Genomic DNA, 22,619 nt, shown 5'->3' with positions numbered 1-22,619 from the left:
ACCACAGTTTGGTCGACCAGTGAATGAACTGTCAAGCACGCATTTTTATGCAATTTCTGATGGCCGCTTCGAGGACCGCGCGGGCCCCCTGTCGTCCAGCGCTCCGGTCCAATAGCCTCGTGGCGGATCCGCTCGCCACTCGCCTGGAGGCCGTCGCCATGTCCAAGCCATCGATCGCACCGTTCTCGAGCAACCCCGACTTCGACTACGACATCCGTGGCGCCCTGGGCGCCAGCGTCGCGGGCGCGGGCGACCCCGGGGAGATCCTCGCCGCCACCGGGCACGTGAAGAAGAACGACCACGAGGGCTGGTTCGCCGCGTGGCTCGCCCTCGCCGAACGCACCTCCACTGCCGCCGATGCGTCGGCCGAGGCGGGACACCGGGTCAGCGCGGCATCCGCATACCTGCGCGCCTCCGCGTACTTCGCCAACGCGGTCAACGCGGCCAGCTCCCTCGGCGATACCGCGCGGCTCGCCACGACGTTCCAACGGCAACACGACGCCTGGCAGGGGTTCATCGAGCACACCTCCGTCGAGGTGACCGCCGTGCAGATCCCATATGAAGACGACCCGCTCCCCGGGTACCTGTTCCGCTCCGCGACGCGAGCGGCCGCGGGCAACCCCGTCGTCGTCGCGGTCAACGGCAGTGACGGTTCCCTCGCCGCGCTCTGGGCGTCATGTGTCTCAGCAGGCCTCGAGCGCGGGTACGACGTGCTGGTGTTCGACGGGCCCGGCCAGCAGACGCAGCTGTTCGAGAAGGGCACCCACTTCCGGCCGGACTGGGAGCAGGTGCTCACCCCGGTCTACGACTTCGTCGCCGCACAGGACCGCGTCGACGCGGACCGGATCAGCGTCTACGGGATCAGCCAGGGCAGCTACTGGGTGGTGCGCGGGATCGCCTTCGAGCACCGTTTCGCCGCGGCCATCACCGACCCGGGTCTGGTCGACGTGTCGACGTCCTGGACCGGCCACATCCCCGCCGGCCTGCTCAAGCATCTTGCGGAGGGCGACCTCGAGACGTTCGACAAGGAGATGACCCTGGGCATGAAGTTCTCCCCCGACACCGCACGCACCTGGACGTTCCGCGCGCGCCCGTACGGCACGACCGGCTACGGCGAGACGATCAACGCCGTGCGCGCGTACAACGCCACCGACGTCGCAGGACAGATCACGACGAAGCTGCTCATCCTCTCCCCCGAGAACGAGCAGTTCTGGCCCGGTCAGGCGCAGAAGCTCGCAGAACTGACACCGGATGTCTCGACGACCATCGCCTTCACCGCCGCCGAGGGTGCCGACGAACACTGCCAACCGCTCGCCCGCGCCCTCACTGCGGAGCGCATGTACGACTGGCTGGACGACCAGCTCGGCCGCTGATCGCCTGGATCGGCGCCGCGGTCCTTGGCCGGCGTGGCGTCGGGTCTGGATAATGACGCTGTGCCTGCCGCCCTCATCGAAGTCCGCCGCCCGTATGACGCCGACCAGGAGATCGCCATCATCGACGCGGTCCACAGTGCCCTGGTCGACGCCTTCCGGATTCCGCCGGAAGACCGCAACATCCGACTGATCGTCCACGAGCCGCACCGCTTCGCCTGCGCACCGGACCTCAGCCACCCGGAGTATCGGACGATCGTCACCATCGACTGCTTCGCCGGCCGATCATCGGACGCGAAGCGCCGGCTCTACGCGGCGATCGTCGAACGACTGGGTGCGCTCGGGATCCCCGGCGATCACGTGTCGACCATCGTGCACGAGATCGACCGCGACAACTGGGGAGTCGGCGGCGGCCATGCGGCCAGCGACGTCGACCTCGGATTCGCGGTCGAGGTGTGAGCTTCACCACCGCAGCTCCTCAGGATCGCGACGGTTCGAGGGGCACCGGGGTAGGCTCGGCAACCACATCACCGGGGAGGGCGCGATGAGCAACGGCAGGAACGACGAGCTTCGCGAGGAGCACGAGAGCCAGGACGAGCACCGTCAGGCGCTGCGCGACGAGGTCTTCGACGAGTCCGACGGCGGCGCCGCGGACTTCGGCTCACAGGACGAACGCCGCCACGAGGGTCGACCGAAGCCGTAGACGACGAGAGCGGATGCCGCGCGTGGCATCCGCTCTCGTCGTATGGACGGGACAAGGGATCAGAAGTCCCAGTCCTCGTCCTCCGTGTTGACGGCCTTGCCGATGACGTACGACGAGCCCGACCCCGAGAAGAAGTCGTGGTTCTCGTCGGCGTTCGGCGAGAGGGCCGAGAGGATGGCGGGGTTCACGTCGGTCACGGTCTTCGGGAACATCGGCTCGTAGCCGAGGTTCATGAGGGCCTTGTTCGCGTTGTAGTGCAGGAACTTCTTGACGTCCTCGGTCAGGCCGACGCCGTCGTAGAGATCCTGCGTGTACTGCACCTCGTTGTCGTAGAGCTCGTAGAGCAGCGAGAACGTGTAGTCCTTGATCTCCTCGCGCTCGGCCGGGCTGACGAGCTCGAGTCCGCGCTGGAACTTGTAGCCGATGTAGTACCCGTGCACGGCCTCGTCGCGGATGATGAGGCGGATCAGGTCTGCCGTGTTGGTGAGCTTCGCCCGCGACGACCAGTACATCGGCAGGTAGAAGCCCGAGTAGAACAGGAACGACTCGAGCAGCGTCGAGGCGACCTTGCGCTTGAGTGGCGAGTCGCCGCGGTAGTACTCCATGACGATCTCGGCCTTGCGCTGCAGGTTCGGGTTCTCGACCGACCACCGGAACGCGTCGTCGATCTCCTTCGTCGAGCACAGGGTCGAGAAGATCGACGAGTAGCTCTTCGCGTGCACCGACTCCATGAACGCGATGTTGGTGTACACCGCCTCCTCGTGCGGGGTCAGCGAGTCGGGGATGAGCGACACCGCGCCGACCGTGCCCTGGATGGTGTCGAGCAGCGTGAGCCCGGTGAACACGCGCATCGTGAGCTGCTGCTCGTCGGGGGTCAGCGTGTTCCACGACTGGATGTCGTTCGACAGCGGCACCTTCTCGGGCAGCCAGAAGTTGTTGACGAGGCGGTTCCAGACCTCGAGGTCCTTGTCGTCCTGGATGCGGTTCCAGTTGATCGCGTTGACGTGGCTGACGAGCTTGAGCTTGCCGCCGGTGTGCGCCGGGTCGTTCGCCGCTGCGTTGACCGGGTCGGTGAGGGTCATCCGTCTTGTCCTATTCCTGAAATCCCTGATCAGATCGTCAAAGCGTGCAGCTGACGCACATATCCAGCTCGGTGCCCTCGAGCGCCATCTGCCGCAGGCGGATGTAGTAGATCGTCTTGATCCCCTTCTTCCACGCGTAGATCTGGGCCTTGTTGATGTCGCGCGTCGTCGCGGTGTCCTTGAAGAACAGCGTGAGCGACAGGCCCTGGTCGACGTGCTGCGTCGCCGCGGCGTACGTGTCGATGACCTTCTCGTAGCCGATCTCGTACGCGTCCTGGTAGTACTCCAGGTTGTCGTTCGTCATGAACGCCGCCGGGTAGTAGACGCGGCCGAGCTTGCCTTCCTTGCGGATCTCGATCTTCGACGCGATCGGGTGGATCGACGCGGTCGAGTTGTTGATGTACGAGATCGAGCCGGTGGGCGGCACCGCCTGCAGGTTCTGGTTGTAGATGCCGTGCTCCTGGACGGATGCCTTGAGCTCGAGCCAGTCCTGCTGCGTCGGGATGTGCACGCCCGAGTCGGCGAACAGCTGCGTGACCTTCGCCGTCGCCGGCACCCACGCCTGCTCGGTGTACTTGTCGAAGAACTCGCCCGACGCGTACTTCGAGTCGGCGAAGCCGTCGAAGACCTCGCCGCGCTCGATCGAGATGCGGTTCGAGGCGCGCAGCGCGTGGAACAGCACCGTGTAGAAGTAGATGTTCGTGAAGTCGACGCCCTCTTCGGAGCCGTAGAAGATGCGCTCGCGGGCGAGGTAGCCGTGCAGGTTCATCTGGCCGAGGCCGATGGCGTGCGACTTGTCGTTGCCGTCCTCGATCGAACGCACCGAGGTGATGTGCGACTGGTTCGACACCGAGGTGAGGCCGCGGATCGCGGTCTCGACGGTCTTGCCGAAGTCGGGCGAGTCCATCGTGAGCGCGATGTTCAGCGAACCGAGGTTGCAGGAGATGTCCTTGCCGATCTCGGCGTACGAGAGGTCCTCGTTGTAGGTCGTCGGGGTGTTGACCTGGAGGATCTCCGAGCACAGGTTCGACATGTTGATGCGGCCCTTGATCGGGTTGGCCTTGTTCACCGTGTCCTCGAACACGATGTACGGGTATCCCGATTCGAACTGGATCTCGGCGAGCGTCTGGAAGAACTCGCGCGCGTTGATCTTCGTCTTCTTGATGGCGGGGTTGTCGACCATCTCGCGGTAGTGCTCGCTGATCGGCACGTCGCCGAACGGCTTGCCGTAGACGCGCTCGACGTCGTACGGCGAGAACAGGTACATGTCCTCGTTGTTCTTCGCGAGCTCGAACGTGATGTCGGGCACGACGACGCCGAGCGACAGCGTCTTGATGCGGATCTTCTCGTCTGCGTTCTCGCGCTTGGTGTCGAGGAACCGCATGATGTCGGGGTGGTGCGCCGACAGGTAGACCGCGCCGGCGCCCTGGCGTGCGCCGAGCTGGTTGGCGTACGAGAACGAGTCCTCGAGGAGCTTCATCACGGGGATGATGCCCGACGACTGGTTCTCGATCTGCTTGATCGGGGCGCCCGACTCGCGGATGTTCGAGAGCAGCAGTGCGACGCCGCCGCCGCGCTTCGACAGCTGCAGCGAGGAGTTGATGCCGCGCGAGATCGACTCCATGTTGTCTTCGATGCGCAACAGGAAGCACGAGACGAGTTCGCCGCGCTGCGCCTTGCCGGTGTTGAGGAACGTCGGCGTCGCCGGCTGGAAGCGACCGGCGATGATCTCCTCGACGAGGTCGATCGCGACCTGCTCGTCGCCCTGGGCGAGGCCCAGCGCGGTCATCACCACGCGGTCCTCGAAGCGCTCGAGGTACCGCTTGCCGTCGAAGGTCTTGAGCGTGTAGCTCGTGTAGTACTTGAACGCGCCGAGGAACGTCTCGAAGCGGAACTTCTTCGAGTACGCGAGGTCGTTGAGCTTCTGGATGAAGGCGAAGTCGTACTGCGCGAGCACCTCGGGCTCGTAGTACTCCTTCTCGACGAGGTAGTCGAGCCGCTCCTTCAGCGAGTGGAAGAAGACCGTGTTCTGGTTGACGTGCTGGAGGAAGTACTCGCGCGCCGCCTCCCGGTCCTTCTCGAACTGGATCTTCCCGTCGGCGTCGTACAGGTTCAGCATCGCGTTGAGCGAGTGGTAGTCCATCCCGCTGTTCGTGCGCGGTGCGTCCATGAGCGCTACGCCGTCAGTTGCTGCTGACTTGACCAAAATGCGTCCAATCCCTCGTCGACGGCGCGGACGTCGTCGGGTGTTCCGAATACTTCGAAGCGATACAGGTGCGGCACGCCCGTCTTCGCGGCGACGATGTCGCCGGCGAGGCAGTAGGCGGAGCCGAAATTCGTGTTGCCGGCGCTGATCACGCCGCGGATGAGCTGGCGGTTCTCGGGGTCGTTCAGGAACCGGATGACCTGCTTGGGGACGGCGCCCTTGCCGTCACCCCCGCCGTAGGTGGGGAGGACGAGCACGTAGGGCTCGTCGGCATGCAGCGGTTCCTCGCGCGCGTGGAGCGGAATCCGGGCGGCAGGGCGGCCGAGCTTCTCCATGAATCGTGCGGTGTTGCCCGAGATGCTCGAGAAGTAGACCAGGTTCGTCATGGCTCTCGTCCTCCGAGTGGTCGAGTCGGCGCGAAGCGCCGTATCGAGACCAGCCGTATCGAGACCTGGCGCTCAGGCGAGGCGGTCGGCCAGCTCGGCGATCTTGTCGGGCCGGAAGCCGGACCAGTGGTCTTCGTCGGTGATGACCACCGGCGCCTGCTGGTACCCGAGTTCCTTGACGTGCGCGAGCGCGTTCTCGTCGAGCGACAGGTCGAGCACCTCGTACTCGATGCCCTTGCTGTCGAGGGCGCGATAGGTGGCGTTGCACTGCACGCAGGAAGGCTTCGTGTAGACCGTGACCGTCATGTGATTCCCCTCGTCGTTTTGGCTCCTGGAGGAGCCGATCCCCCGGTGTTGCTGGTGTTGCATTTCGCTTCTTCAATACTACATCTTGTGTTCGCCGAAGAGAACGACCCCAAGATGATGTAGTTACATTCGTGTAGTTTTCCACCGGGTCATCCACAGTCCATCCCCAGCCGGATGCCCCGGTGATCGGCGGATTCCCGCCACCGGGGGCCGAGTTCTCCACACCCTCGAACAACTTCCGCGATCTCGGATGTGGATGGATTCCGGGCGTGTCGCGCACACGACCCCTTGGGGCGTGAACGGCTTCGGACCCCTACATATGGTGTTGTGCCAGCCATGCTGCCACCACCCACCGACATCGCCGGGCGCCGTTGCGCGTGTCGCCGAGCTGCGCTAGGCAAGGTGGCGAGCAGGCAGGGATCGGATCAACGGGGGACGTCATGAGCGAGTACGCCACCAGCGCCGACGGCACGCGCATCGCCTTCGACCGGGTGGGTTCCGGGCCGCCGGTGATCCTCGTCGACGGCGCCTTCCAGTTCCGGGCGTTCGACCCGGGCACGACCGAACTCCAGCACCTGCTCGCCGAGCGCGGATTCGAGGTCGTGCGCTACGACCGCCGCGGCCGCGGCGAGAGCCCGGCCGACCAGCCGATGACGCTGGAGCAGACGATCGCGGACCTGCGCGCGCTCATCGAGGTCCTCACCGAGGGTGCCGACGACGCGGTCGCCCTGTTCGGCAACTCGTCGGGCGGCTCGATCGCCCTGGCCGCCGCCGCGGCCGGCCTGCCGGTGTCGAAACTCGTGCTCTTCGAGGTGCCGCTCGACGACGAGCTCGGTACCGAGGGTGCCGAGTTCCTCGACGGCCTGCGTACCCGCATCGCGACCGGCGGCGGCGAGGAGGTCGTCGCGTTCTTCATGCGCGACATGCCGCCCGAGTGGGTCGAGGGCGCGAAGTCCGGAGGGGCTTGGCCCACGATGGCCGCGATCGCACCGAGCCTCGAACCCGACGCGGAGTCGCTCGCCTGGACGCAGTCCGCTCCCCGATCGGCGCTCTGGGCGGCCGTCACGGTGCCCGTGCTCGTGCTCGTGGGCGCGGAGACGCTCGAGGTGATGGGCCCGGCGGCCGAGTCGATGGTGGCGACGCTGCACCACGCCGAGCTCGCCGAGGTGCCGGCGATCGACCACCGATGGGACCCCCGCGCGCTCGCGCTCGAGATCGCCGAGTTCCTCATCGGGTGACGGCGACCCGTCCCGGCGAGGCGGCGATCGCGGATGCCGCGGCTGGGGCGACCGACCTCCGAGACGACCCGCGCAGGGCGACGAGGAGCAGCGCCGCCGAGATCATCGCCGGCAGCGGCGCGAAGCCGATCACGAGCGCGACCCCGACGCCGATGATCCCGGCCGGCACCGCGACGGCGACCGGAACCCGCGGCATCCGCGGCACCTGCGGCATCCGCATCCCGGCCGGCCGACGGATGCCGCCCTCCGCGCGGGCCGGCCCGCCCCCTGCCCGGACCCGGCCGCGGCCGCCGCCCCGACCCCGCTCGAACCGCGCGAACACCCGCACGAGCACCGCCGTCGCGAGCGCTGCGACGACCAGCCAGGCCGGCCGCGTCGCCCACCAGGCCTCGCTCAGCGGCTCGGGCAGGTCGAGCCCGACCGCGCCGTGCAGCACGAGCAGCATCCCGGCGAGCGCGACGAACGCCGGGAGGTGCCAGAGGTAGAGGGTCATCCCCCACTCGCCGAACCGCGCGACGAGGCGCGAGGGGCGAGGCCGCTCGGCCCACCGGCGAAGCGGCGCACGCACGAGCGAGAACAGCATGAGCTGCGCGACGCCGAGCACCACCAGGGCGAGGGTCGGCGGGTTGAGGTTCTCGAGGAGGTCGGGCGAGTACGGTCCGACCAGCGTGAGCGCCGCGAGGCCGACCAGCGCACCCACGCCCAGGCCGAAACGGGTGCGCCGCGCGAGCCGGTCGACGCTGCCGTCGGCGAGGAGGAACCCGAACTGCTGCACCAGCAGCCAGACGAAGAGCAGGTTGGCGAACCCGATGCCCTCGATGCCGGTCTGCAGGCGCACGAGGTCGACGCCGACGACCACCGCGACGAGTCCCGCGACCGTGGCGAGCGGCATCCGCTCGTGCAGCGCGACCATCAGCGGAACGAGCGCCGCGCACGCGAGGTACACCGCGAGGAACCAGAGCGGCTGGCCGATGCGGAACCCGGCGGTCGCGACGATCTCGGGCGCGACGCCCGCCGCGGCGAGCGCCGCGAGGGCCGCCGCGACGACGGCGACGAGCGCGATCGCGGGGCGCACGAGGCGTTCGAGCCTGCCCCGCACGAACGATGCGGCGGTCGCGCCCCTCGCGCGCTGCGACGTCCACGCCGACCAGCCCGCGTACCCGCCGATCACGAAGAAGAGCGGCATCACCTGCATGACCCAGGTGGCCGCGGCGAAGCCGCCCCAGCCGTCCATCGCGTTCTCGAGCACGGGCCCCGAGGGCCCGACGCTGACGCCGACCATCATGGCGTGCAGCACGAAGACGACGACGAGGCACGCCGCCCGGGCGGCATCGATGCCGGCGTCGCGCGACGAGCGGCGAGGCCCCGCCTGCGCGGCGCCGGGCATCGGGTCCGGCGCCGCCGCCGCGGCAGGTCGAACGCTGAGGATCGTCACGATCGGCTCCCTGCTGCGGGCGGCGTCTCCGCCCTGCCCGAGCAGGCTAGGAAGCCGGTTCCGGCCTGGGCATCACTCCGCCGAGCCGTTCCGCACCCCTACCCGGGTATGGGCGGGTGCGTCGCGCGACGCCGCGCCCCGGGCGGGCGGCGCCACTTCACGCCCCTGGACGCACCAGTCCCGCGTCGTACGCGAACACCACCGCGTGGACGCGGTCGCGCAGCGCGAGCTTCTGCAGGATCTTGCTCACGTGCGTCTTCACGGTCTGCTCGGCGATGAACAGGTCGGACGCGATCTCCTGGTTCGACCGCCCGCGCGCGACGAGCAGCAGCACCTCGCGTTCGCGGTCGGTCAGCGACGACAGCAGGTGCGTGTCCACGACCGGTGCCGGCTGCTGCCGGGCGACCTCCTCGATGAGGCGACGCGTCACGCTCGGCGCGAGCAGCGCTTCGCCGTCGGCGATCACGCGAACCGCGCGGGCCACCTCGTCGGGCAGGGCGTCCTTCAGCAGGAAGCCGCTCGCGCCCGCGCGGAGCGCGGCATGCACGTACTCGTCGATGTCGAACGTCGTGAGCATGAGCACCCTCGGCACGTAGTCGCTCGACCGCGGCGGCACCTGCAGCGCCGCGGTCGCGTCGATGCCGTTCATGCCCGGCATGCGCACGTCCATCACGACGACGTCGGGCCGCAGCTGGTGCGCGAGCGCGACGGCCTCGGCGCCGTCGGCCGCCTGGCCGACGACGCTGATGCCGTCCTGCGCGTCGAGCACGGCCGCGAATCCGGCACGGACCATGGCCTGGTCGTCGGCGATGAGCACGGTGATCGTCACGGATGTCCCTTCATCGGCGGTCGCCGATCCATCATCGGATGCCCCTCCACGCGGTCGCTCACGCTCCCGGTCCGGATGCCCCGGCCCCAGCGGTCACCGGCAGCACGGCGTGCACCCGGAATCCGCCCTCGGGGCGAGGCCCCGTCTCGATGGTGCCACCGACGAGGCGGGCGCGCTCGCGCATCCCGATGATGCCGTGCCCGGGCACGCCGACCGGCCCGGCCGGGCCCTGCGGGCCCGGGGCGGCGGAATCCGTCACGGGCTGCGTGCCCGCTGCCTGTCGCTCGGCGGCGGCATCCGCCTCGCCGTTCACGACCGTGACGACCACCGCCGAACCGGCATCGCCGACCGTCACCGTCGTCGGTGCGCCCGGCGCGTGCCGCAGCACGTTGCTGAGCGCCTCCTGCAGGATGCGGTACGCGGCCTGCCCGACCACCGTTCCGCCCGGCAGCGCCTCGTCGATGCGGGCCGTGATCGGCAATCCCGTCTGGCGAACCGTCGCGACGAGCGCATCGAGGTCGTCGAAGCCCGGCTGGGGCGCGGTCTCGGGCTCGCCGTCGGGGTCGCGCAGCACCGCGAGCAGTTCGCGCATCTCGGCCATCGCATCGCGAGCCGACTGGGCGATCTCACGGAACTCGGCCGCGACGGGCTCGTCGAGCCCCGCGAGCCGGTACGGCGCGCTCGTCGCCTGCACCTGGATCACCGACATCCGGTGCGCGACGACGTCGTGCAGGTCACGCGCGATGCGCGTGCGCTCCTCGGCGATGAGCCGGTGTTCGCGTTCCTCGGCGCCGTGCCGGCGCTCCACGTCGATCGCCGCCGAGAACCGGCGCCGCGCCACGTCGGCGGCGAGGCCCAGCCCGATGAAGAACGCCGTGATCGACGCGCTCGTGACGAGGTTCGCGACGACGCCGTCGGGCGTCGCCCCCCGGTCCGGGAGCAGCGACGACGCCAGGGCGATCAGCAGTCCGCCGAGCGCCGACGTCACCGCCGCCGCGGCGTGCCCGCGAGCCGCGAGCACGCCGCCGGCGAGCGCGTAGATCAGCATCTGCGGCACCGACAGCGGCCACGGCGCCCCGGGCGGTGCGGCTCCGAAGAGGCCGAACAGCACCTGGCCGGCGAGCAGCATCGCGACGCCCGCCCACGGCCAGCGCAGCGCGATCGGCAGGCTGCCGACCTGCAACAGGCCGATGCCGAACGCGATCGCGACGTGCACGCCGTAGATCGCGGTGTCGATGGGCACGGACACGGCGAAGAGCACGACCGCGGCGAACGAGACGCCGAACCAGGTCAGCACCTGCTCGGGCCAGGCATCCGTCTCCATGAGGCGGGGCCGGCGACCCGGCGGGCGCGAGGCCCACCCACGCGAACCGGACCCCGTGGAGCGAGCTCGACCCGCCGCCGTGACGGCTCCGGGTTCGGGCGGCAGCGGCGGTTCTGGCGGCAGCGGCGGCTCCGGCGGCAGCGGCGGCTCCGGCGGTTCGGGCGTGGTGCTGGCGATCATGGCCTCCACCCTTCCGATCGCTCGTGGCCGACGCATCCCCCGGTGGAGCGGTTCACGCCCCCTACCCCGGTACGGGCCCGTCTCGGGGTCGCGGTCGGGGTCGGCGTCGCGTCAGCCCTTGGCGGCCTTCGCCGCCGCCTTCGCGGCCTGCTTCGTGGCTCGCACCCTGGCGAGCGACTCCGGGCTCGTGATGTCGGCGACCGAACGGAACGACCCGTCCTCGCCGTACGCCCCGGCCGCCTCGCGCCACCCGGCGGCCTCGAGGCCGCACTGCTTGCCGAGCAGGGCGAGGAAGATCTTCGCCTTCTGCTCGCCGAAGCCGGGCAGGGCGAGCAGTCGCCGCAGCACCTCCGGGCCGGTTGGGTCGCCCTGCGTCCAGATGGCGGATGCGTCCCCGCCCCAGTCGTCGCGCACCGCGGCGGCGAGCGCCTGCACGCGCCCGGCCATCGAGCCCGGGTAGCGGTGCACCGCGGGCGTGCGGCGGAACAGTTCGACGAACTCCTCGGGATCGGCGGCGGCGATCGTCGCCGGGTCGATCGAGCCGAGGCGTTCGCGGATCTTCTCCGGCCCGGCGAACGCGGTCTCCATCGCGACCTGCTGATCGAGCAGCATGCCCGTGAGCAGGGCGAACGCGTCGGTGCTCAGGAGCTCGTCGGCGCCGACGTCCCCCGTGATGTGCAGTGCCATGCCGACCATCCTCCCACCGCTCGCCGAAGCGCTCCACCCGCCCCCCGCCCCATTCGGAACCACGGACCCGCGTCGCGTGCGGGTTTCTCCCACGCGTGCGAGATACAAGACGCACGCATGGGACGAAGTCGCACGCGCAGAGCGAAGTCGCACGCGCAGGGACATCGGATGCACGCGCGAGCGCGCGAATGATGTGTACGCATCGGCAGTGGCGAGCATCGATCGATCGGCACAGACTGACCGGGGACGGTCGCAGGGCGGCGGCCGCCGAAACGGAGGGTCAGACCATGGACTGGAAGATCGAGCTCATCTTCGTTCCCGTGACCGATGTCGATCGGGCGAAGGAGTTCTACATCTCGATCGGGTTCAACGCCGACTACGACCAGAAGGTGACCGACGACCTCCGGTTCGTCCAGCTCACGCCGCCGGGGTCGGCCTGCTCGATCGCCATCGGCACGGGCCTCGGCAGCGAGATCGCCCCCGGCACCCTCGACAACATCCAGGTGGTCGTCGCGGATGCGGACCAGGCGCTCGAAGACCTTCGAGCGCTCGGCGTCGACGCGCAGGGCGTCGACGAGCAGGCATGGGGACGCTTCGTCAGCTTCGTCGACCCCGACGGGAACCGCTGGACCCTGCAACAGCTGCCGTCGTACGACTGACCTCCGGCATACGACTGACCTCCGCGGTCGACGCTCGCACCATCAAGGTCGGCACGCGCATCGGCGGGTTCTCGGCCTGCTCGTCGCCGAGCAGGGTGAGCACGGTCGACATCGCGTCGCGCCCGAGCTGGTCGAAGTCCTGCCGCACGGTCGTCAGGGGCGGCGAGAAGTGCTCGGCCTCGGGGATGTCGTCGAACGCGACGATGCTCACGTCCTCGGGGACGCGCCGGCCCGCGTCGGCGAGCGCATGGATCACCCCGAGCGCCATCTGGTCGTTCGCGACGAACACCGCCGTGCTCGAGGCATCCGTCGCCAGTCGCGCACCCAGCCGGTAGCCGCTCGCCGGAGTCCAGTCGCCGATGAGCGGCTCGACCGCGTCGAGCCCGTTCGCGGCGAGCACGTCGCGCCAGCCCCGGTCGCGTTCGGAGGCGTCCAGCGAGTCGGTCGGCCCCGCGAGGTGCCGGATGTCCCGGTGTCCGAGTTCCACGAGGTGCGACACCGCGCGGCGGGCGCCCTCGAACTGGTCGATCGTCACGCGGTGCGCGATCGCCGCGCCCTGCGACGCCACCGCGACGAGGGGGACTCCCAGCTCGACGCCCTGCACCGCCTCGAGCGCCGAACGGTGCGCGGCGACGAGCACCACGGCCTCGACGTTCTGCCGCACGAGCATCTCGGCCGCGGCCCGCAGCGAGGCCGGGTCGGTCTCGAGCATCGACGACATGATGACGGCGTACCTGGCCTCGCGGGCGGCCTCGTTGAAGTGCAGCGCCGTCGACGACGGACCGAAGTCGGGGGCCCCGGTGGTGATCAGCCCGATCGTGCGGGAGCGCCGGGTGACGAGCGCCCTCGCGGCCTGCGACGGCACGTACCGCAGTTGCGTGATCGCGCGCTCGACCCGGTCGCGGGTGGCCGGGCGCACGTTCGGCAGGTCGTTGAGCACGCGCGAGACCGTCTGGTGGGACACGCCCGCCAGTCGTGCCACGTCGAAGATCGTCGCGGCGCGCGCCTTCTCTGCTTCACTCACCGGTTCCGTCGGCTCCCTGCCCGGCGCGATCGCGCGCTCACTGTGCCTTCATTATGGGCGACGCGTTCACCGCCGCCTCGCGGTGAGCACCTTCTGCAGGATGATGAAGACCAGCAGCAGCACGCCGATGAAGATCTTCGTCCACCACGACGACAGCGTGCCCTCGAACGTGATGATCGTCTGGATCACGCCGAGCACGAGGACGCCGAGCACCGACCCCAGCACGAATCCGTAGCCCCCGGTCAGCAGCGTGCCGCCGATCACGACGGCCGCGATGGCGTCGAGTTCGGTGCCGATGGCGGTGAGCGGATACCCCGACAGCGTGTAGAAGGTGAACAGCACCCCGGCGAGACCCGAGCAGAACCCGCTGACGACGTAGACGAGCACCTTCGTGCGGGCGACCGGCAGGCCCATGAGCATGCCCGACTGCTCGCTGCCGCCGAGCGCGTAGACCGTGCGGCCGAACCGCGTGCGGTGCAGCACCCACACGGCCGCGGCGACGACCACCAGCGCGATGATCACGCTCGGGGTGATCGACATGCCGCCGCCGAGCGGGATGCGGGTGACGGCGAGCTGGATGAACGTCGGGTCGGCGATCGAGATCGACGACTGGCTGATCACGTAGCAGAGCCCGCGGGCGAGGAACATCGCGGCGAGTGTCGCGATGAACGGTTGCACTTGGAACACGTGGATCATGAGCCCGACGAGCAGTCCCAGCACGCTGGTCAGCACGAGGATGAGCGGGATCACGGCTCCCGGGGACCAGCCCGACTGCAGCAGGCTCGCCGCGATCATGCCGCTGAGGGCCACGACCGCGCCGACCGACAGGTCGATGCCGCCCGTGAGGATGACGAAGGTCATGCCGACCGCGAGCACGATGAGGTACGCGTTGTCGACGAGCAGGTTCAGGAACACCTGGCCGGAGAAGAACCCGCGGTAGCGGATGCCGCCGATCACGAACACGGCGACGAACAGCAGCGCGGTGACCATCACCGGGCCGTACTTCGGGCTCGTGACGAGGCCGAGCAGGCCGCGGACGCGTCCCTGGCGGGTTCCGGGTGCGGAAGGCGGGGCGGTGAGGGTGGTCATGATGCAGCGGCTCCCTTCCCGGCGCGCACGGCGAGGCTTCGTCGGAACGACGCGAGCGCGGCGTTCGTGGTCGGCGACTGCAGCAGGCAGACGATGATGACGACCGCGGCCTTGAACACCATGGTCGCGATCGGCGGGATGCCGACCGTGTAGACGGTGGTGACGAGGGTCTGGATCACGAGCGCACCGACCAGGGTCCCGGTGAGCGAGTACCGGCCGCCCGCGAGCGACGTGCCGCCGATCACGACCGCGAGGATCGCGTCGAGCTCGATGAACAGTCCCGTGTTGTTCGCATCCGCGGCCGCCGTGTTGGCGGTCAGGATGAGCCCGGCGATCGCCGCGCACACGGCGCAGAACGTGTACACGGTGAACAGCAGCCCGCGCGCGCGGACACCGGCCTGCCGGCTCGCCTCCGGGTTGATGCCGACCGACTCGATCAGCATGCCGAGCGCGGTGCGCCGCGTGATCAGCGCCGCCGCGGCGAAGATGACCGCCGCGATGATCGTCGCGATCGGCAGTCCCAGCCAGAACCCGGAGCCGAACGCCTTGAACGGCGGACTGTTCACGGTGAGGATCTGCCCCTCGGTGATGAGCATCGCGACGCCCCGGCCGGCGGTCATCAGGATGAGGGTCGCGATGATCGGCTGGATCCCGATGACGGCGACCAGGAACCCGTTCCACACGCCGAGCACGAGCGAGATCGCGATCGCCACCGTCACCGCGACGGCGACGGTCGCGATGCTGCCGGGCGTCGGCGAACCGAGGATGATCGCGCACGCGACCGCCCCCGAGATCGCGGCGACCGCGCCGACGGAGAGGTCGATGCCGCGCGTGGCGATGACGAGCGTCATGCCGACCGCGATGATCAGCGTCGGCGCGCCGTTGCGCAGGATGTCGATCAGGCTGCCGAACAGGTGCCCGTCGCGGACGGTGATCGAGAAGAATCCGGGGAACGCGATCAGGTTGATCGCGAACAGGACGAGCAGCATGACGATCGGCCAGAACAGCCGGCTCGCCACCATGCGGGCGATGATGGCGCTCATCGGATGCCTCCGGTCGGGGTCGTGGGTTCGGTGACGTCGGCGCCGGATGCCTCGGCGGCGGGGTCGGGCGCGGCGGCCGAGGCATCCGGCTCGTCGGAACCCTCCGCGATCAACGCCATGAGGGTGTCGACGGTGAGGTCGTCGTTCACGAGGTCGGCGACCATCTGCCGGTCGCGCATGACGGCGACGCGGTGGCTGAGGCGCAGTACCTCCTCGAGCTCGGCCGAGATGTAGACGACGGCCATGCCGTTCTCGGCGAGGTCGAACACGAGCTTCTGGATCTCGGCCTTCGCGCCGATGTCGATGCCGCGCGTCGGCTCGTCGAGGATCAGCAGCCTGGGCGCGACGGCAAGCCAGCGGGCCAGCAGCACCTTCTGCTGATTGCCGCCCGACAGGTTGCGCACCAGGGCGTCGGGATTGCCCGGGCGGATGTTCAACGCCTGGATGTAGCTCTGCGCGAGCTCCTCGCGGCGCTTGCGCGGCAGCGGGCGGAACCACCCGCGGTCGGCCTGGAGCGCGAGCACGATGTTGTCGCGTACCGTCAGGTCGCCGACGATCCCCTCGTCGCGGCGGTTCTCCGAGGAGTACGCGATGCGGCGCTTGATCGCCTGACGGGGCGTGCGCAGCCTCGTCTCCGAACCGCTCAGGGCGAGCCGACCCGAATCGGGGCGGTCGATGCCGCCGAGGAGCCGGGCGAGTTCGGTGCGACCGGATCCGAGCAGGCCCGCGAGGCCGACGACCTCGCCCTCCGCGATCGACAGGTCGACCGGCGCGAGCGCGCCCTTGCGGCCGACGCCGTTCGCGGCGAGGAAGACGTCGGCGGCGCCCGAGGCATCCGTATCGGCGGCGTGGGTGCGGCGCTCCAGGTCGTCGAGCGACGCGAGCTCCTTGCCGATCATCTTCTGGACGAGGTCGATCCGCAGGAGCTCCTCGGTCTTGTACTCGCCGACGAGCTTGCCGTTGCGGAACACCGTCAGGCGATCGGCGATCTCGTACACCTGATCGAGGAAGTGCGAGACGAAGAGGATCGCGACGCCCCGCTCCTTCAGCGCCCGGATGACCCGGAACAGCTCGGCGACCTCGTCGACGTCGAGCGAGCTCGTCGGCTCGTCGAGGATCAGGACCTTCGCGTCGACGACCATCGCCCGGGCGATCGCGACGAGCTGCTGGATCGCCAGCGAGTGGTCGCCGAGCAGCGACGAAGGGTCGATCTCGAGGTTCAGCCGCTCGAGCTGCTCGGCGGCCTGCCGTCGCGTTCGACGCCAGTCGATCGAGCCGAACCGGCGCGGCTCGCGGCCCAGCATGATGTTCTCGGCGACCGTGAGGTTGGCCAGGAGGTTGACCTCCTGGTACACCGTCGAGATGCCCGCGGCCTGCGCCTGCGCCGGGCCTGCGAAGCTCACCTGGTCGCCCGACAGCGTGACCGTGCCGGAGTCGATCTGGTAGACGCCCGTCAACGCCTTGATCAGCGTCGACTTGCCGGCGCCGTTCTCGCCCATGAGCGAGTGCACCTCGCCCGGGAACATCCGGAAGTCGACGCCGTCGAGCGCCTTGACGCCCGGGAATTCGATCGAGATGTCGCGCATCTCGACGACGGGTGCGGGGTCGGTCATGTGTGTCTCTCCGTCGAGTCCGGTGGGTGCGGGGTGCGGTCGTACGGTGTCGCCGAGCCGGTGGTCGAGTAGCGGCGAAGCCGCGTATCGAGACCCCGTCCTCACATGCTCCCAGAGCACGTCACGAGGTCTCGATACGCTGCGCTACTCGACCGACGGCGAGCGGATCAGTACTGGCGGTCGGGCAGGGCCTCGATCGCCTGCTCCTGCGTGAAGGTCGTCTCCTCGGTGATGATCCGCTTCTCGACCTCCCCGCCGTCGTTGAGCGTCTCGATGATCTCCACGAGCTGCTTGCCCAGGAGCGGCGAGCACTCGACGATGAAGTTGATCTTGCCGTCGGCGAGCGCCTGCATGCCGTCCTTGACGGCATCGACCGTGACGATCTTGATGTCCTGGCCGGGCACGAGGCCTGCCGCCTCGATCGCCTCGATCGCGCCGAGACCCATGTCGTCGTTGTGCGCGTACACGAGGTCGATGTCGGGGTTCGCCTTCAGCATCGCCTCCATGACCTGCTTGCCGCCGGCGCGCGTGAAGTCACCCGTCTGGCTGGCGATGACCTCGAGGTTGTCGTTCTCGGCGATCACCTCGGCGAACCCTTCGGCGCGGTCGATCGCCGGAGCGGCACCGGTCGTGCCCTCGAGCTGCACGATGTTGACCGGCTCGGTCGCGTCGGCGTACTCGTCGAGAACCCACTGCCCGGCCTTCTTGCCCTCCTCGATGAAGTCGGAGCCGAGGAACGAGACATAGAGCGACTCGTCCTTCGAGTCGACGGCGCGGTCCGTCAGGATCACGGGGATGCCCGCGGCCTTCGCCTCGTTCAACACGGCGTCCCATCCGGTCTCAACGACCGGCGAGAAGGCGATGTAGTCGACCTGCTGCTGGATGTACGAGCGGATCGCCTTGATCTGGTTCTCCTGCTTCTGCTGCGCGTCGGAGAACTTGAGCTCGATGCCGGCCTCCTCGAAGGACGACTGGATGTCCTTCGTGTTCGCGGTGCGCCAGCCCGACTCGGCGCCGACCTGGGCGAAGCCGACGACGAGATCTTCGATGGCCTTGGGACCCTCGGCCGCGCTGCCGCCGCCGTCACCGCCGGCACAGCCGGCGAGGCCCAACAGCAGGGCGCCGGCGGCGGCGAGTCCGATGAGCTTCTTCTTCATCAGGTGAACCTCCTTGTTCTGGGGCCGGCGGGTCTGCGTCGCTGCGAGTCTGGTGCGCCGGGCGGCCGGGTCGTTCGGGCCGCAGTCGAGATGTTAGCGCTCACTTGTGAGCGCTAACAAGACCTCTCTTCATAACGGAACGGTCACGGATGCCGCGCCGATGTGAGCGCTCACGAAAACCGGCGCCTTCGCTCGCGTGCGGGTTCGTCGCTCGCGTGCGGGTTCGTCGCTCGCGTGCGGGTTCGTCGCTCGCGTGCGGGTTCGTCGCTCGCGTGCGGGTTCGTCGCTCGCGTGCGAGTTCCATGACGCACCCGCGGGAGAAACCCGCACGCGGAGAGTGGGAGTCACCGCTGGGGCACGCCGGCGGCGCGAAGGCGTGCCGCGAATCCGGCCGGGTCGTGCAGCGTCGACCAGCCCCAGCGGACGACGCCGAACCCGAGGCGACGGAGCGCGTCCTCCCGCTGCTTCTCGCGGAAGACGACGCTCCCGGCATCGCGGCCCGAGATCGCGCGACTTCTCGTGTACTTCAGCCTCCCGTCGAATTCGCCGATGCGCCGCAAGCGGCGCCAGAGGAAGTCCACGACGGCCGCACCGTCGAAGACCTCCTCGAAGCGCACCTGCAGTTCGGGCGCTTCGAAGCCGAGCTCGTGGATGACGACCCGACTGAGCGACTCCCCCGCATTCTCGGCGAGGGGATCGGCGAAGGCGACGGATGCCTCGGCGCGCCGGCGTCCGCGTCGCCTGCCGAGGCACTCGATCTCGGCGTACACGCGTGCCCTCATCGGTGCTGCGGCATCCATCGCGTCGAATGGTTCGCGGGGGCGTCGTCCGCCTCCCGCCCCGAGCACCGCCGCGCGGAGGGCGGCATCGAGCATCGGCACGCTCCACCGCCAGGATTGCGTCGTCGCGACGTCGGCGAGGGTTCGCGTCAGCGAGGTGACCGCGACGCCGTCGACCAGCTCCACCTCGGGCTCCGGGCCGACTCGTCGAACCGATCTCCGTCCGCCGGATCGACCACCCGTGGCCCCGGCGAAGAAGGTCTCGATCGCCTCGGGCCAAGGCACCGCCGCCGGAAGCCGGTGCATCGCCGCGGCCGCCCGATGGGAGACGACGAGCGGCCCGTCCGCTTGGAGGGACTCCGCATGGATCCGCATGCGGAATCGCTCGTCGGGCCCTGCGGCTTCCCAGGCCGCGCGAGGTGCGTAGACCCCTCGGCGAACGCGTGCGAGCGCGCCGTCTCGAGTCATCCGCTGGATCGAGGTCGGCGCCCATCCGACCTCGACGAGTCGCCGAGCGGTGACGAGACCCGCCGGATGCCCCGCGGCGAGTGCTCGGAGTTCGTCGTCCATCCCGCGAGTCTCCGCTCGGTGCACCCGCTCGAGGACACGCGGCATCCGAAGCGCCAGTACCTCCCGTCGTTCACCCGATGTGGAGGAGCAGACGGCGAATGCGTGCGGGTTCGGCCCACGCGTGCGCCGAGTAGAGCGCACGTGCGGGAGCAACCCGCACGCGCAGGGCAAACCCGCACGCGCAGGCGCACCCGGTCCAGACCCTGCGCTGACTCAGCGCTCGAAGCGCGGCGGGGCGGTCGAGGCGCGCACGACGAGTTCGGGCACGCGCTCCACGCGGTCCGGAGCGCTCGGCTCGTCGCGGAGCACGTCCAGCACGGTCGCCATGATGTCGCGGCCGAGGCCGTCGAAATCCTGGCGCAGCGTGGTCAGCGGCGGGGCGAAGTACGCCGATTCCGGGATGTCGTCGAAGCCGATCACGCTGAGGCTCGCCGGAACGTCGACGCCGCCATCCCGGCAGGCGGCGAGCAGGCCGATCGACATCTGGTCGTTGCCGACGAAGACGGCGGTCGCGGAGGCATCCGTCAGCAGCTCCACGCCGGCCGCGTGACCGGATGCCGCCAGCCAGTCGCCGGCGATCGGCTCGCGCACCTCGAGCCCGTGCGCCCGGAGCGCGTCGGCCCAGCCGCGCCGGCGCTCGGCCGCGTCCATCGAGTCGGCCGGGCCGGCGACATGCCGGATCTCGCGGTGACCGAGCCCGATGAGGTGCTCGGTCGCGCGCACGGCTCCGGCGTACTGGTCGATCGAGACGCGGTGCATGCCGGGTTCGTCCTCCGAGGCGACCGCGATGATGGGCACGCCCGCGTCGATGCCTCGGGCGATCTCGGCGCCGTCGCGTTCGCCCGAGATGACGACGATCGCCTCCACCCGCTGCCCGACGAGCCGGTGCACGACCTGGGCGAGCCCGTCGGCATCGACCTCGCGCATGCTGACCTGGCTGACGGTGTATCCCGCGTCGCGCGCGGCCTCGTTGAAGCCGAGCGCCGCGTTCGACGGCCCGTAGTCGGGTCGCCCGGCCTGGATGAGGCCGATCTGGCCCGACCTGCGCTTCGCCATCGCCCGCGCGGTCGGCGACGGCGTGTAGTTGAGTTCCGCGATGACGGCACGTACGCGCTCGCGCGTCGCGCTCGACACCCCGCCCTGGTCGTTGAGCACGCGCGAGACGGTCATGTGGGAGACGCCGGCCGCCCGCGCGACGTCGAACATCGTCGGCACGGATCCCCCGGACCCACCGGATGCCCCGGGAGACACGGATGCCCCAGGAGACGCGGATCCCCCGGGCGACGCGGATCCCCCGGGCGACGCGGACCCCCCGGCCCGCGTCGCCGCGGGGCTCGGGGCATCCGTCTCGCTCATCGGATCAGTCTCACAGACGAATCGCGCCGCTCGGTCCGTCGGCCGGCAGCCCGCTCAGAGCCCCTGCGCGAGGCGGTAGTACGCCTGGTTCCAGCGCACCTCGTCCTTGAATCCGCGGATCGTGGTGTCCTCGTCGATGACGAGGAGCTCGACGCCGGCCATCTCCGCGAAGTCGCGGAACACGTCGATGCCGACGGCCGTCGACATGACGGTGTGGTGCGCGGCGCCCGCGGTCAGCCACGCGGCGGCACTCGTCTGGAAGTCCGGCGCCGGCTTCCAGATGGCCCGGCCGACGGGGAGCTTCGGCAGCGCCTCGCGCGCCGCGACGTTCTCGACGACGTTCGCGGTCAGGCGGAAGCGGTCCCGCATGTCGCTCATCGCGACGACGACGGCGGGACCGGGGTCGGCCGTGAAGACCAGGCGCACCGGGTCGTCCTTGCCGCCGATGCCGAGGGGGTGGATCTCGAGCGACGGCTTGGCGGTCGTGATCGACGGCGCGACCTCGAGCATGTGGGCGCCGAGGATGACCTCGTCGCCAGGCGTCATGTCGTAGGTGTAGTCCTCCATGAGGGTCGCCCCGCCGGGGAGGCCGGCACCCATGACGTTGGCGATGCGCACGAGCACCGCGGTCTTCCAGTCGCCCTCGGCGCCGAAGCCGTAGCCCTCCGCCATGAGGCGCTGCACCGCGAGGCCCGGCAACTGCTTGAGCGCCCCCAGGTCCTCGAACGACGTGGTGAAGGCACCGAAACCGCCCTCCTCGAGGAACGAGCGCAGGCCGATCTCGATCGCCGCGCCGTCCCGGAGCGACTGGTGCCGGTCGCCGCCGCGGCGAAGTTCGGGCACCACGTCGTACTCATCCTCGTACAGCGCGACCAGCTCGTCGATCTCGGCGTCGGATGCGGCGGCCACCGCGTCGGCGAGCTCGTTCACGCCCCACGTGTTGACCTGCACGCCGAACCGCAGCTCGGCCTCGGTCTTGTCGCCCTCGGTCACGGCGACGAAGCGCATGTTGTCGCCGAAGCGTGCAAGCTTGAGGTCACGCGAGGCCGCGAGGCCCGCGGCCGCGCGCTGCCAGGTCCCGAGCTCGCGCTGCACGCGCGGATCGGTCGCGTGGCCGACGATCGTCTTGCGCGGCACGCCGAGCCGGGTCTGGATGTACCCGAACTCGCGGTCGCCGTGCGCCGCCTGGTTCAGGTTCATGAAGTCGAAGTCGATGTCTGCCCAGGGCAGCTCGACGTTCGCCTGCGTGTGCAGGTGCGCGAGCGGCTTCTGGAGTGCGTCGAGGCCCGAGATCCACATCTTCGCGGGGCTGAACGTGTGCATCCACGCGACGAGGCCGATCACGTTGGGCGCGGCGTTCGCCTCGAGCACGACCTTCTTGATCGCGGCGGAGTCGGTGAGGACGGGCAGCCACACGATCTTGACCGGGACGTCGGATGCGTCGTCGAGCGTCGCGGCGATCTGTTCGGACTGCTTCGCGACCTGTGCGAGCGTCTCGGGGCCGTACAGGTGCTGGCTTCCGGTGAGGAACCAGACCTCGTACTGGTCGAGCGAGGTGGTGAGCGGGGTGCGGGTCATGGTGT

Annotated in this window: 21 protein-coding genes; 5 read left to right on the top strand and 16 right to left on the bottom strand. The window is 69.6% G+C overall.

Annotation, left to right across the window (positions count from 1 at the left end):
• Window positions 1–158: 158 nt before the first annotated feature.
• The 3 genes from ELQ40_RS03375 (at window position 159) to ELQ40_RS18715 (ending at window position 2,073) form a co-directional block, all read left to right on the top strand.
• On the top strand, window positions 159–1,373 hold the full coding sequence (locus ELQ40_RS03375; protein WP_127792408.1) for a S9 family peptidase: 1,215 nt from the start codon (window positions 159–161) through the stop codon (window positions 1,371–1,373).
• A 33-nt stretch (window positions 1,374–1,406) separates the two neighbouring features.
• Window positions 1,407–1,829 carry a tautomerase family protein gene (locus tag ELQ40_RS03370; RefSeq protein ID WP_240666088.1) on the top strand — a complete coding sequence of 141 codons (423 nt, stop codon included), beginning with the start codon at window positions 1,407–1,409 and terminating at the stop codon, window positions 1,827–1,829.
• Window positions 1,830–1,914: 85 nt separating this feature from the next.
• Complete coding sequence (locus tag ELQ40_RS18715) at window positions 1,915–2,073, top strand: hypothetical protein (protein ID WP_164863458.1); 159 nt, start codon at window positions 1,915–1,917, stop codon at window positions 2,071–2,073.
• 59 nt (window positions 2,074–2,132) lie between these two features.
• Here ELQ40_RS18715 and nrdF read toward each other — a convergent pair whose 3' ends face one another.
• The 4 genes from nrdF to nrdH all read right to left on the bottom strand — a co-directional run bounded on the left by nrdF (window position 2,133) and on the right by nrdH (window position 6,053).
• A complete protein-coding gene (nrdF, locus tag ELQ40_RS03365; RefSeq protein WP_127792407.1) occupies window positions 2,133–3,155 on the bottom strand; it encodes a class 1b ribonucleoside-diphosphate reductase subunit beta in 1,023 nt (340 codons plus the stop codon).
• Between the two features lie 37 nt (window positions 3,156–3,192).
• Complete coding sequence (nrdE, locus tag ELQ40_RS03360) at window positions 3,193–5,325, bottom strand: class 1b ribonucleoside-diphosphate reductase subunit alpha (RefSeq protein WP_127792406.1); 2,133 nt, start codon at window positions 5,323–5,325, stop codon at window positions 3,193–3,195.
• 5 nt (window positions 5,326–5,330) lie between these two features.
• Window positions 5,331–5,747, bottom strand: coding sequence for a class Ib ribonucleoside-diphosphate reductase assembly flavoprotein NrdI (gene nrdI / locus ELQ40_RS03355; protein WP_127792405.1), 417 nt, complete (start codon window positions 5,745–5,747; stop codon window positions 5,331–5,333).
• Window positions 5,748–5,819: 72 nt separating this feature from the next.
• Window positions 5,820–6,053 carry a glutaredoxin-like protein NrdH gene (nrdH, locus tag ELQ40_RS03350; RefSeq protein WP_127792404.1) on the bottom strand — a complete coding sequence of 78 codons (234 nt, stop codon included), beginning with the start codon at window positions 6,051–6,053 and terminating at the stop codon, window positions 5,820–5,822.
• 440 nt (window positions 6,054–6,493) lie between these two features.
• Between nrdH and ELQ40_RS03345 the strand changes: the two genes are divergently transcribed.
• Window positions 6,494–7,291, top strand: a complete 798-nt coding sequence (locus tag ELQ40_RS03345; protein WP_127792403.1) for an alpha/beta fold hydrolase — start codon at window positions 6,494–6,496, stop codon at window positions 7,289–7,291.
• On the opposite strand, the gene ELQ40_RS03340 is transcribed toward ELQ40_RS03345, so the two are convergent.
• From ELQ40_RS03340 to ELQ40_RS03325, 4 genes are all read right to left on the bottom strand, one after another.
• Complete coding sequence (locus ELQ40_RS03340; RefSeq protein ID WP_127792402.1) at window positions 7,281–8,726, bottom strand: acyltransferase; 1,446 nt, start codon at window positions 8,724–8,726, stop codon at window positions 7,281–7,283. The two genes, ELQ40_RS03345 and ELQ40_RS03340, sit on opposite strands and share 11 nt — an antisense overlap.
• 157 nt (window positions 8,727–8,883) lie before the next feature.
• The gene (locus ELQ40_RS03335; RefSeq protein ID WP_127792401.1) at window positions 8,884–9,555 is read right to left on the bottom strand and encodes a response regulator transcription factor; all 672 of its coding nucleotides are present in this window, start codon (window positions 9,553–9,555) and stop codon (window positions 8,884–8,886) included.
• A 58-nt stretch (window positions 9,556–9,613) separates the two neighbouring features.
• Entirely contained in the window at window positions 9,614–11,059 is a 1,446-nt protein-coding gene (locus ELQ40_RS03330; RefSeq protein ID WP_127792400.1) for a sensor histidine kinase, read from the bottom strand.
• Between the two features lie 111 nt (window positions 11,060–11,170).
• On the bottom strand, window positions 11,171–11,755 hold the full coding sequence (locus ELQ40_RS03325) for an HhH-GPD-type base excision DNA repair protein (RefSeq protein ID WP_127792399.1): 585 nt from the start codon (window positions 11,753–11,755) through the stop codon (window positions 11,171–11,173).
• 278 nt (window positions 11,756–12,033) lie between these two features.
• Between ELQ40_RS03325 and ELQ40_RS03320 the strand changes: the two genes are divergently transcribed.
• On the top strand, window positions 12,034–12,405 hold the full coding sequence (locus ELQ40_RS03320) for a VOC family protein (protein WP_127792398.1): 372 nt from the start codon (window positions 12,034–12,036) through the stop codon (window positions 12,403–12,405).
• Here the strand turns inward: ELQ40_RS03320 and ELQ40_RS03315 are convergent.
• The 8 genes from ELQ40_RS03315 to araA all read right to left on the bottom strand — a co-directional run bounded on the left by ELQ40_RS03315 (window position 12,344) and on the right by araA (window position 22,614).
• Window positions 12,344–13,429 (bottom strand): LacI family DNA-binding transcriptional regulator, encoded by a 1,086-nt coding sequence (locus tag ELQ40_RS03315; protein ID WP_127792397.1) that lies wholly within the window; start codon window positions 13,427–13,429, stop codon window positions 12,344–12,346. The genes ELQ40_RS03320 and ELQ40_RS03315 overlap by 62 nt on opposite strands.
• A gap of 66 nt (window positions 13,430–13,495) precedes the next feature.
• Window positions 13,496–14,518: a galactofuranose ABC transporter, permease protein YjfF gene (gene yjfF / locus ELQ40_RS03310; RefSeq protein ID WP_127792396.1), complete on the bottom strand. Its 1,023-nt coding sequence runs from the start codon at window positions 14,516–14,518 to the stop codon at window positions 13,496–13,498.
• A complete protein-coding gene (locus ELQ40_RS03305; protein ID WP_127792395.1) occupies window positions 14,515–15,561 on the bottom strand; it encodes an ABC transporter permease in 1,047 nt (348 codons plus the stop codon). Before ELQ40_RS03305 ends, yjfF begins: the two co-directional genes overlap by 4 nt.
• The gene (locus tag ELQ40_RS03300) at window positions 15,558–17,174 is read right to left on the bottom strand and encodes a sugar ABC transporter ATP-binding protein (RefSeq protein ID WP_127792394.1); all 1,617 of its coding nucleotides are present in this window, start codon (window positions 17,172–17,174) and stop codon (window positions 15,558–15,560) included. The genes ELQ40_RS03305 and ELQ40_RS03300 overlap by 4 nt, the downstream gene beginning before the upstream one ends.
• Window positions 17,175–17,341: 167 nt before the next feature.
• Window positions 17,342–18,331 (bottom strand): ABC transporter substrate-binding protein, encoded by a 990-nt coding sequence (locus tag ELQ40_RS03295; RefSeq protein ID WP_127792393.1) that lies wholly within the window; start codon window positions 18,329–18,331, stop codon window positions 17,342–17,344.
• Window positions 18,332–18,675: 344 nt separating this feature from the next.
• Entirely contained in the window at window positions 18,676–19,680 is a 1,005-nt protein-coding gene (locus ELQ40_RS03290) for a type IV toxin-antitoxin system AbiEi family antitoxin domain-containing protein (RefSeq protein ID WP_164863457.1), read from the bottom strand.
• A gap of 213 nt (window positions 19,681–19,893) precedes the next feature.
• Window positions 19,894–21,036: a LacI family DNA-binding transcriptional regulator gene (locus tag ELQ40_RS03285; RefSeq protein ID WP_205649417.1), complete on the bottom strand. Its 1,143-nt coding sequence runs from the start codon at window positions 21,034–21,036 to the stop codon at window positions 19,894–19,896.
• Between the two features lie 54 nt (window positions 21,037–21,090).
• Window positions 21,091–22,614, bottom strand: coding sequence for an L-arabinose isomerase (gene araA / locus ELQ40_RS03275; protein WP_127792389.1), 1,524 nt, complete (start codon window positions 22,612–22,614; stop codon window positions 21,091–21,093).
• Window positions 22,615–22,619: the final 5 nt, after the last annotated feature.

The organism is Agromyces sp. LHK192 (genome assembly GCF_004006235.1).
GTDB lineage: Bacteria > Actinomycetota > Actinomycetes > Actinomycetales > Microbacteriaceae > Agromyces.
This window is presented reverse-complemented; position numbering and strand designations above follow the sequence as displayed.

Coding starts and splice junctions, on each gene's coding strand:
- ELQ40_RS03375 (WP_127792408.1), top strand. CDS start 159: ATGTCCAAGCCATCGATCGCACCGTTCTCGAGCAACCCCGACTTCGAC.
- ELQ40_RS18715 (WP_164863458.1), top strand. CDS start 1,915: ATGAGCAACGGCAGGAACGACGAGCTTCGCGAGGAGCACGAGAGCCAG.
- nrdF (WP_127792407.1), bottom strand. CDS start 3,155: ATGACCCTCACCGACCCGGTCAACGCAGCGGCGAACGACCCGGCGCAC.
- nrdE (WP_127792406.1), bottom strand. CDS start 5,325: ATGGACGCACCGCGCACGAACAGCGGGATGGACTACCACTCGCTCAAC.
- nrdI (WP_127792405.1), bottom strand. CDS start 5,747: ATGACGAACCTGGTCTACTTCTCGAGCATCTCGGGCAACACCGCACGA.
- nrdH (WP_127792404.1), bottom strand. CDS start 6,053: ATGACGGTCACGGTCTACACGAAGCCTTCCTGCGTGCAGTGCAACGCC.
- ELQ40_RS03345 (WP_127792403.1), top strand. CDS start 6,494: ATGAGCGAGTACGCCACCAGCGCCGACGGCACGCGCATCGCCTTCGAC.
- ELQ40_RS03330 (WP_127792400.1), bottom strand. CDS start 11,059: ATGATCGCCAGCACCACGCCCGAACCGCCGGAGCCGCCGCTGCCGCCG.
- ELQ40_RS03325 (WP_127792399.1), bottom strand. CDS start 11,755: ATGGTCGGCATGGCACTGCACATCACGGGGGACGTCGGCGCCGACGAG.
- ELQ40_RS03320 (WP_127792398.1), top strand. CDS start 12,034: ATGGACTGGAAGATCGAGCTCATCTTCGTTCCCGTGACCGATGTCGAT.
- yjfF (WP_127792396.1), bottom strand. CDS start 14,518: ATGACCACCCTCACCGCCCCGCCTTCCGCACCCGGAACCCGCCAGGGA.
- ELQ40_RS03305 (WP_127792395.1), bottom strand. CDS start 15,561: ATGAGCGCCATCATCGCCCGCATGGTGGCGAGCCGGCTGTTCTGGCCG.
- ELQ40_RS03300 (WP_127792394.1), bottom strand. CDS start 17,174: ATGACCGACCCCGCACCCGTCGTCGAGATGCGCGACATCTCGATCGAA.
- ELQ40_RS03295 (WP_127792393.1), bottom strand. CDS start 18,331: ATGAAGAAGAAGCTCATCGGACTCGCCGCCGCCGGCGCCCTGCTGTTG.
- ELQ40_RS03290 (WP_164863457.1), bottom strand. CDS start 19,680: ATGGACGACGAACTCCGAGCACTCGCCGCGGGGCATCCGGCGGGTCTC.
- ELQ40_RS03285 (WP_205649417.1), bottom strand. CDS start 21,036: ATGAGCGAGACGGATGCCCCGAGCCCCGCGGCGACGCGGGCCGGGGGG.
- araA (WP_127792389.1), bottom strand. CDS start 22,614: ATGACCCGCACCCCGCTCACCACCTCGCTCGACCAGTACGAGGTCTGG.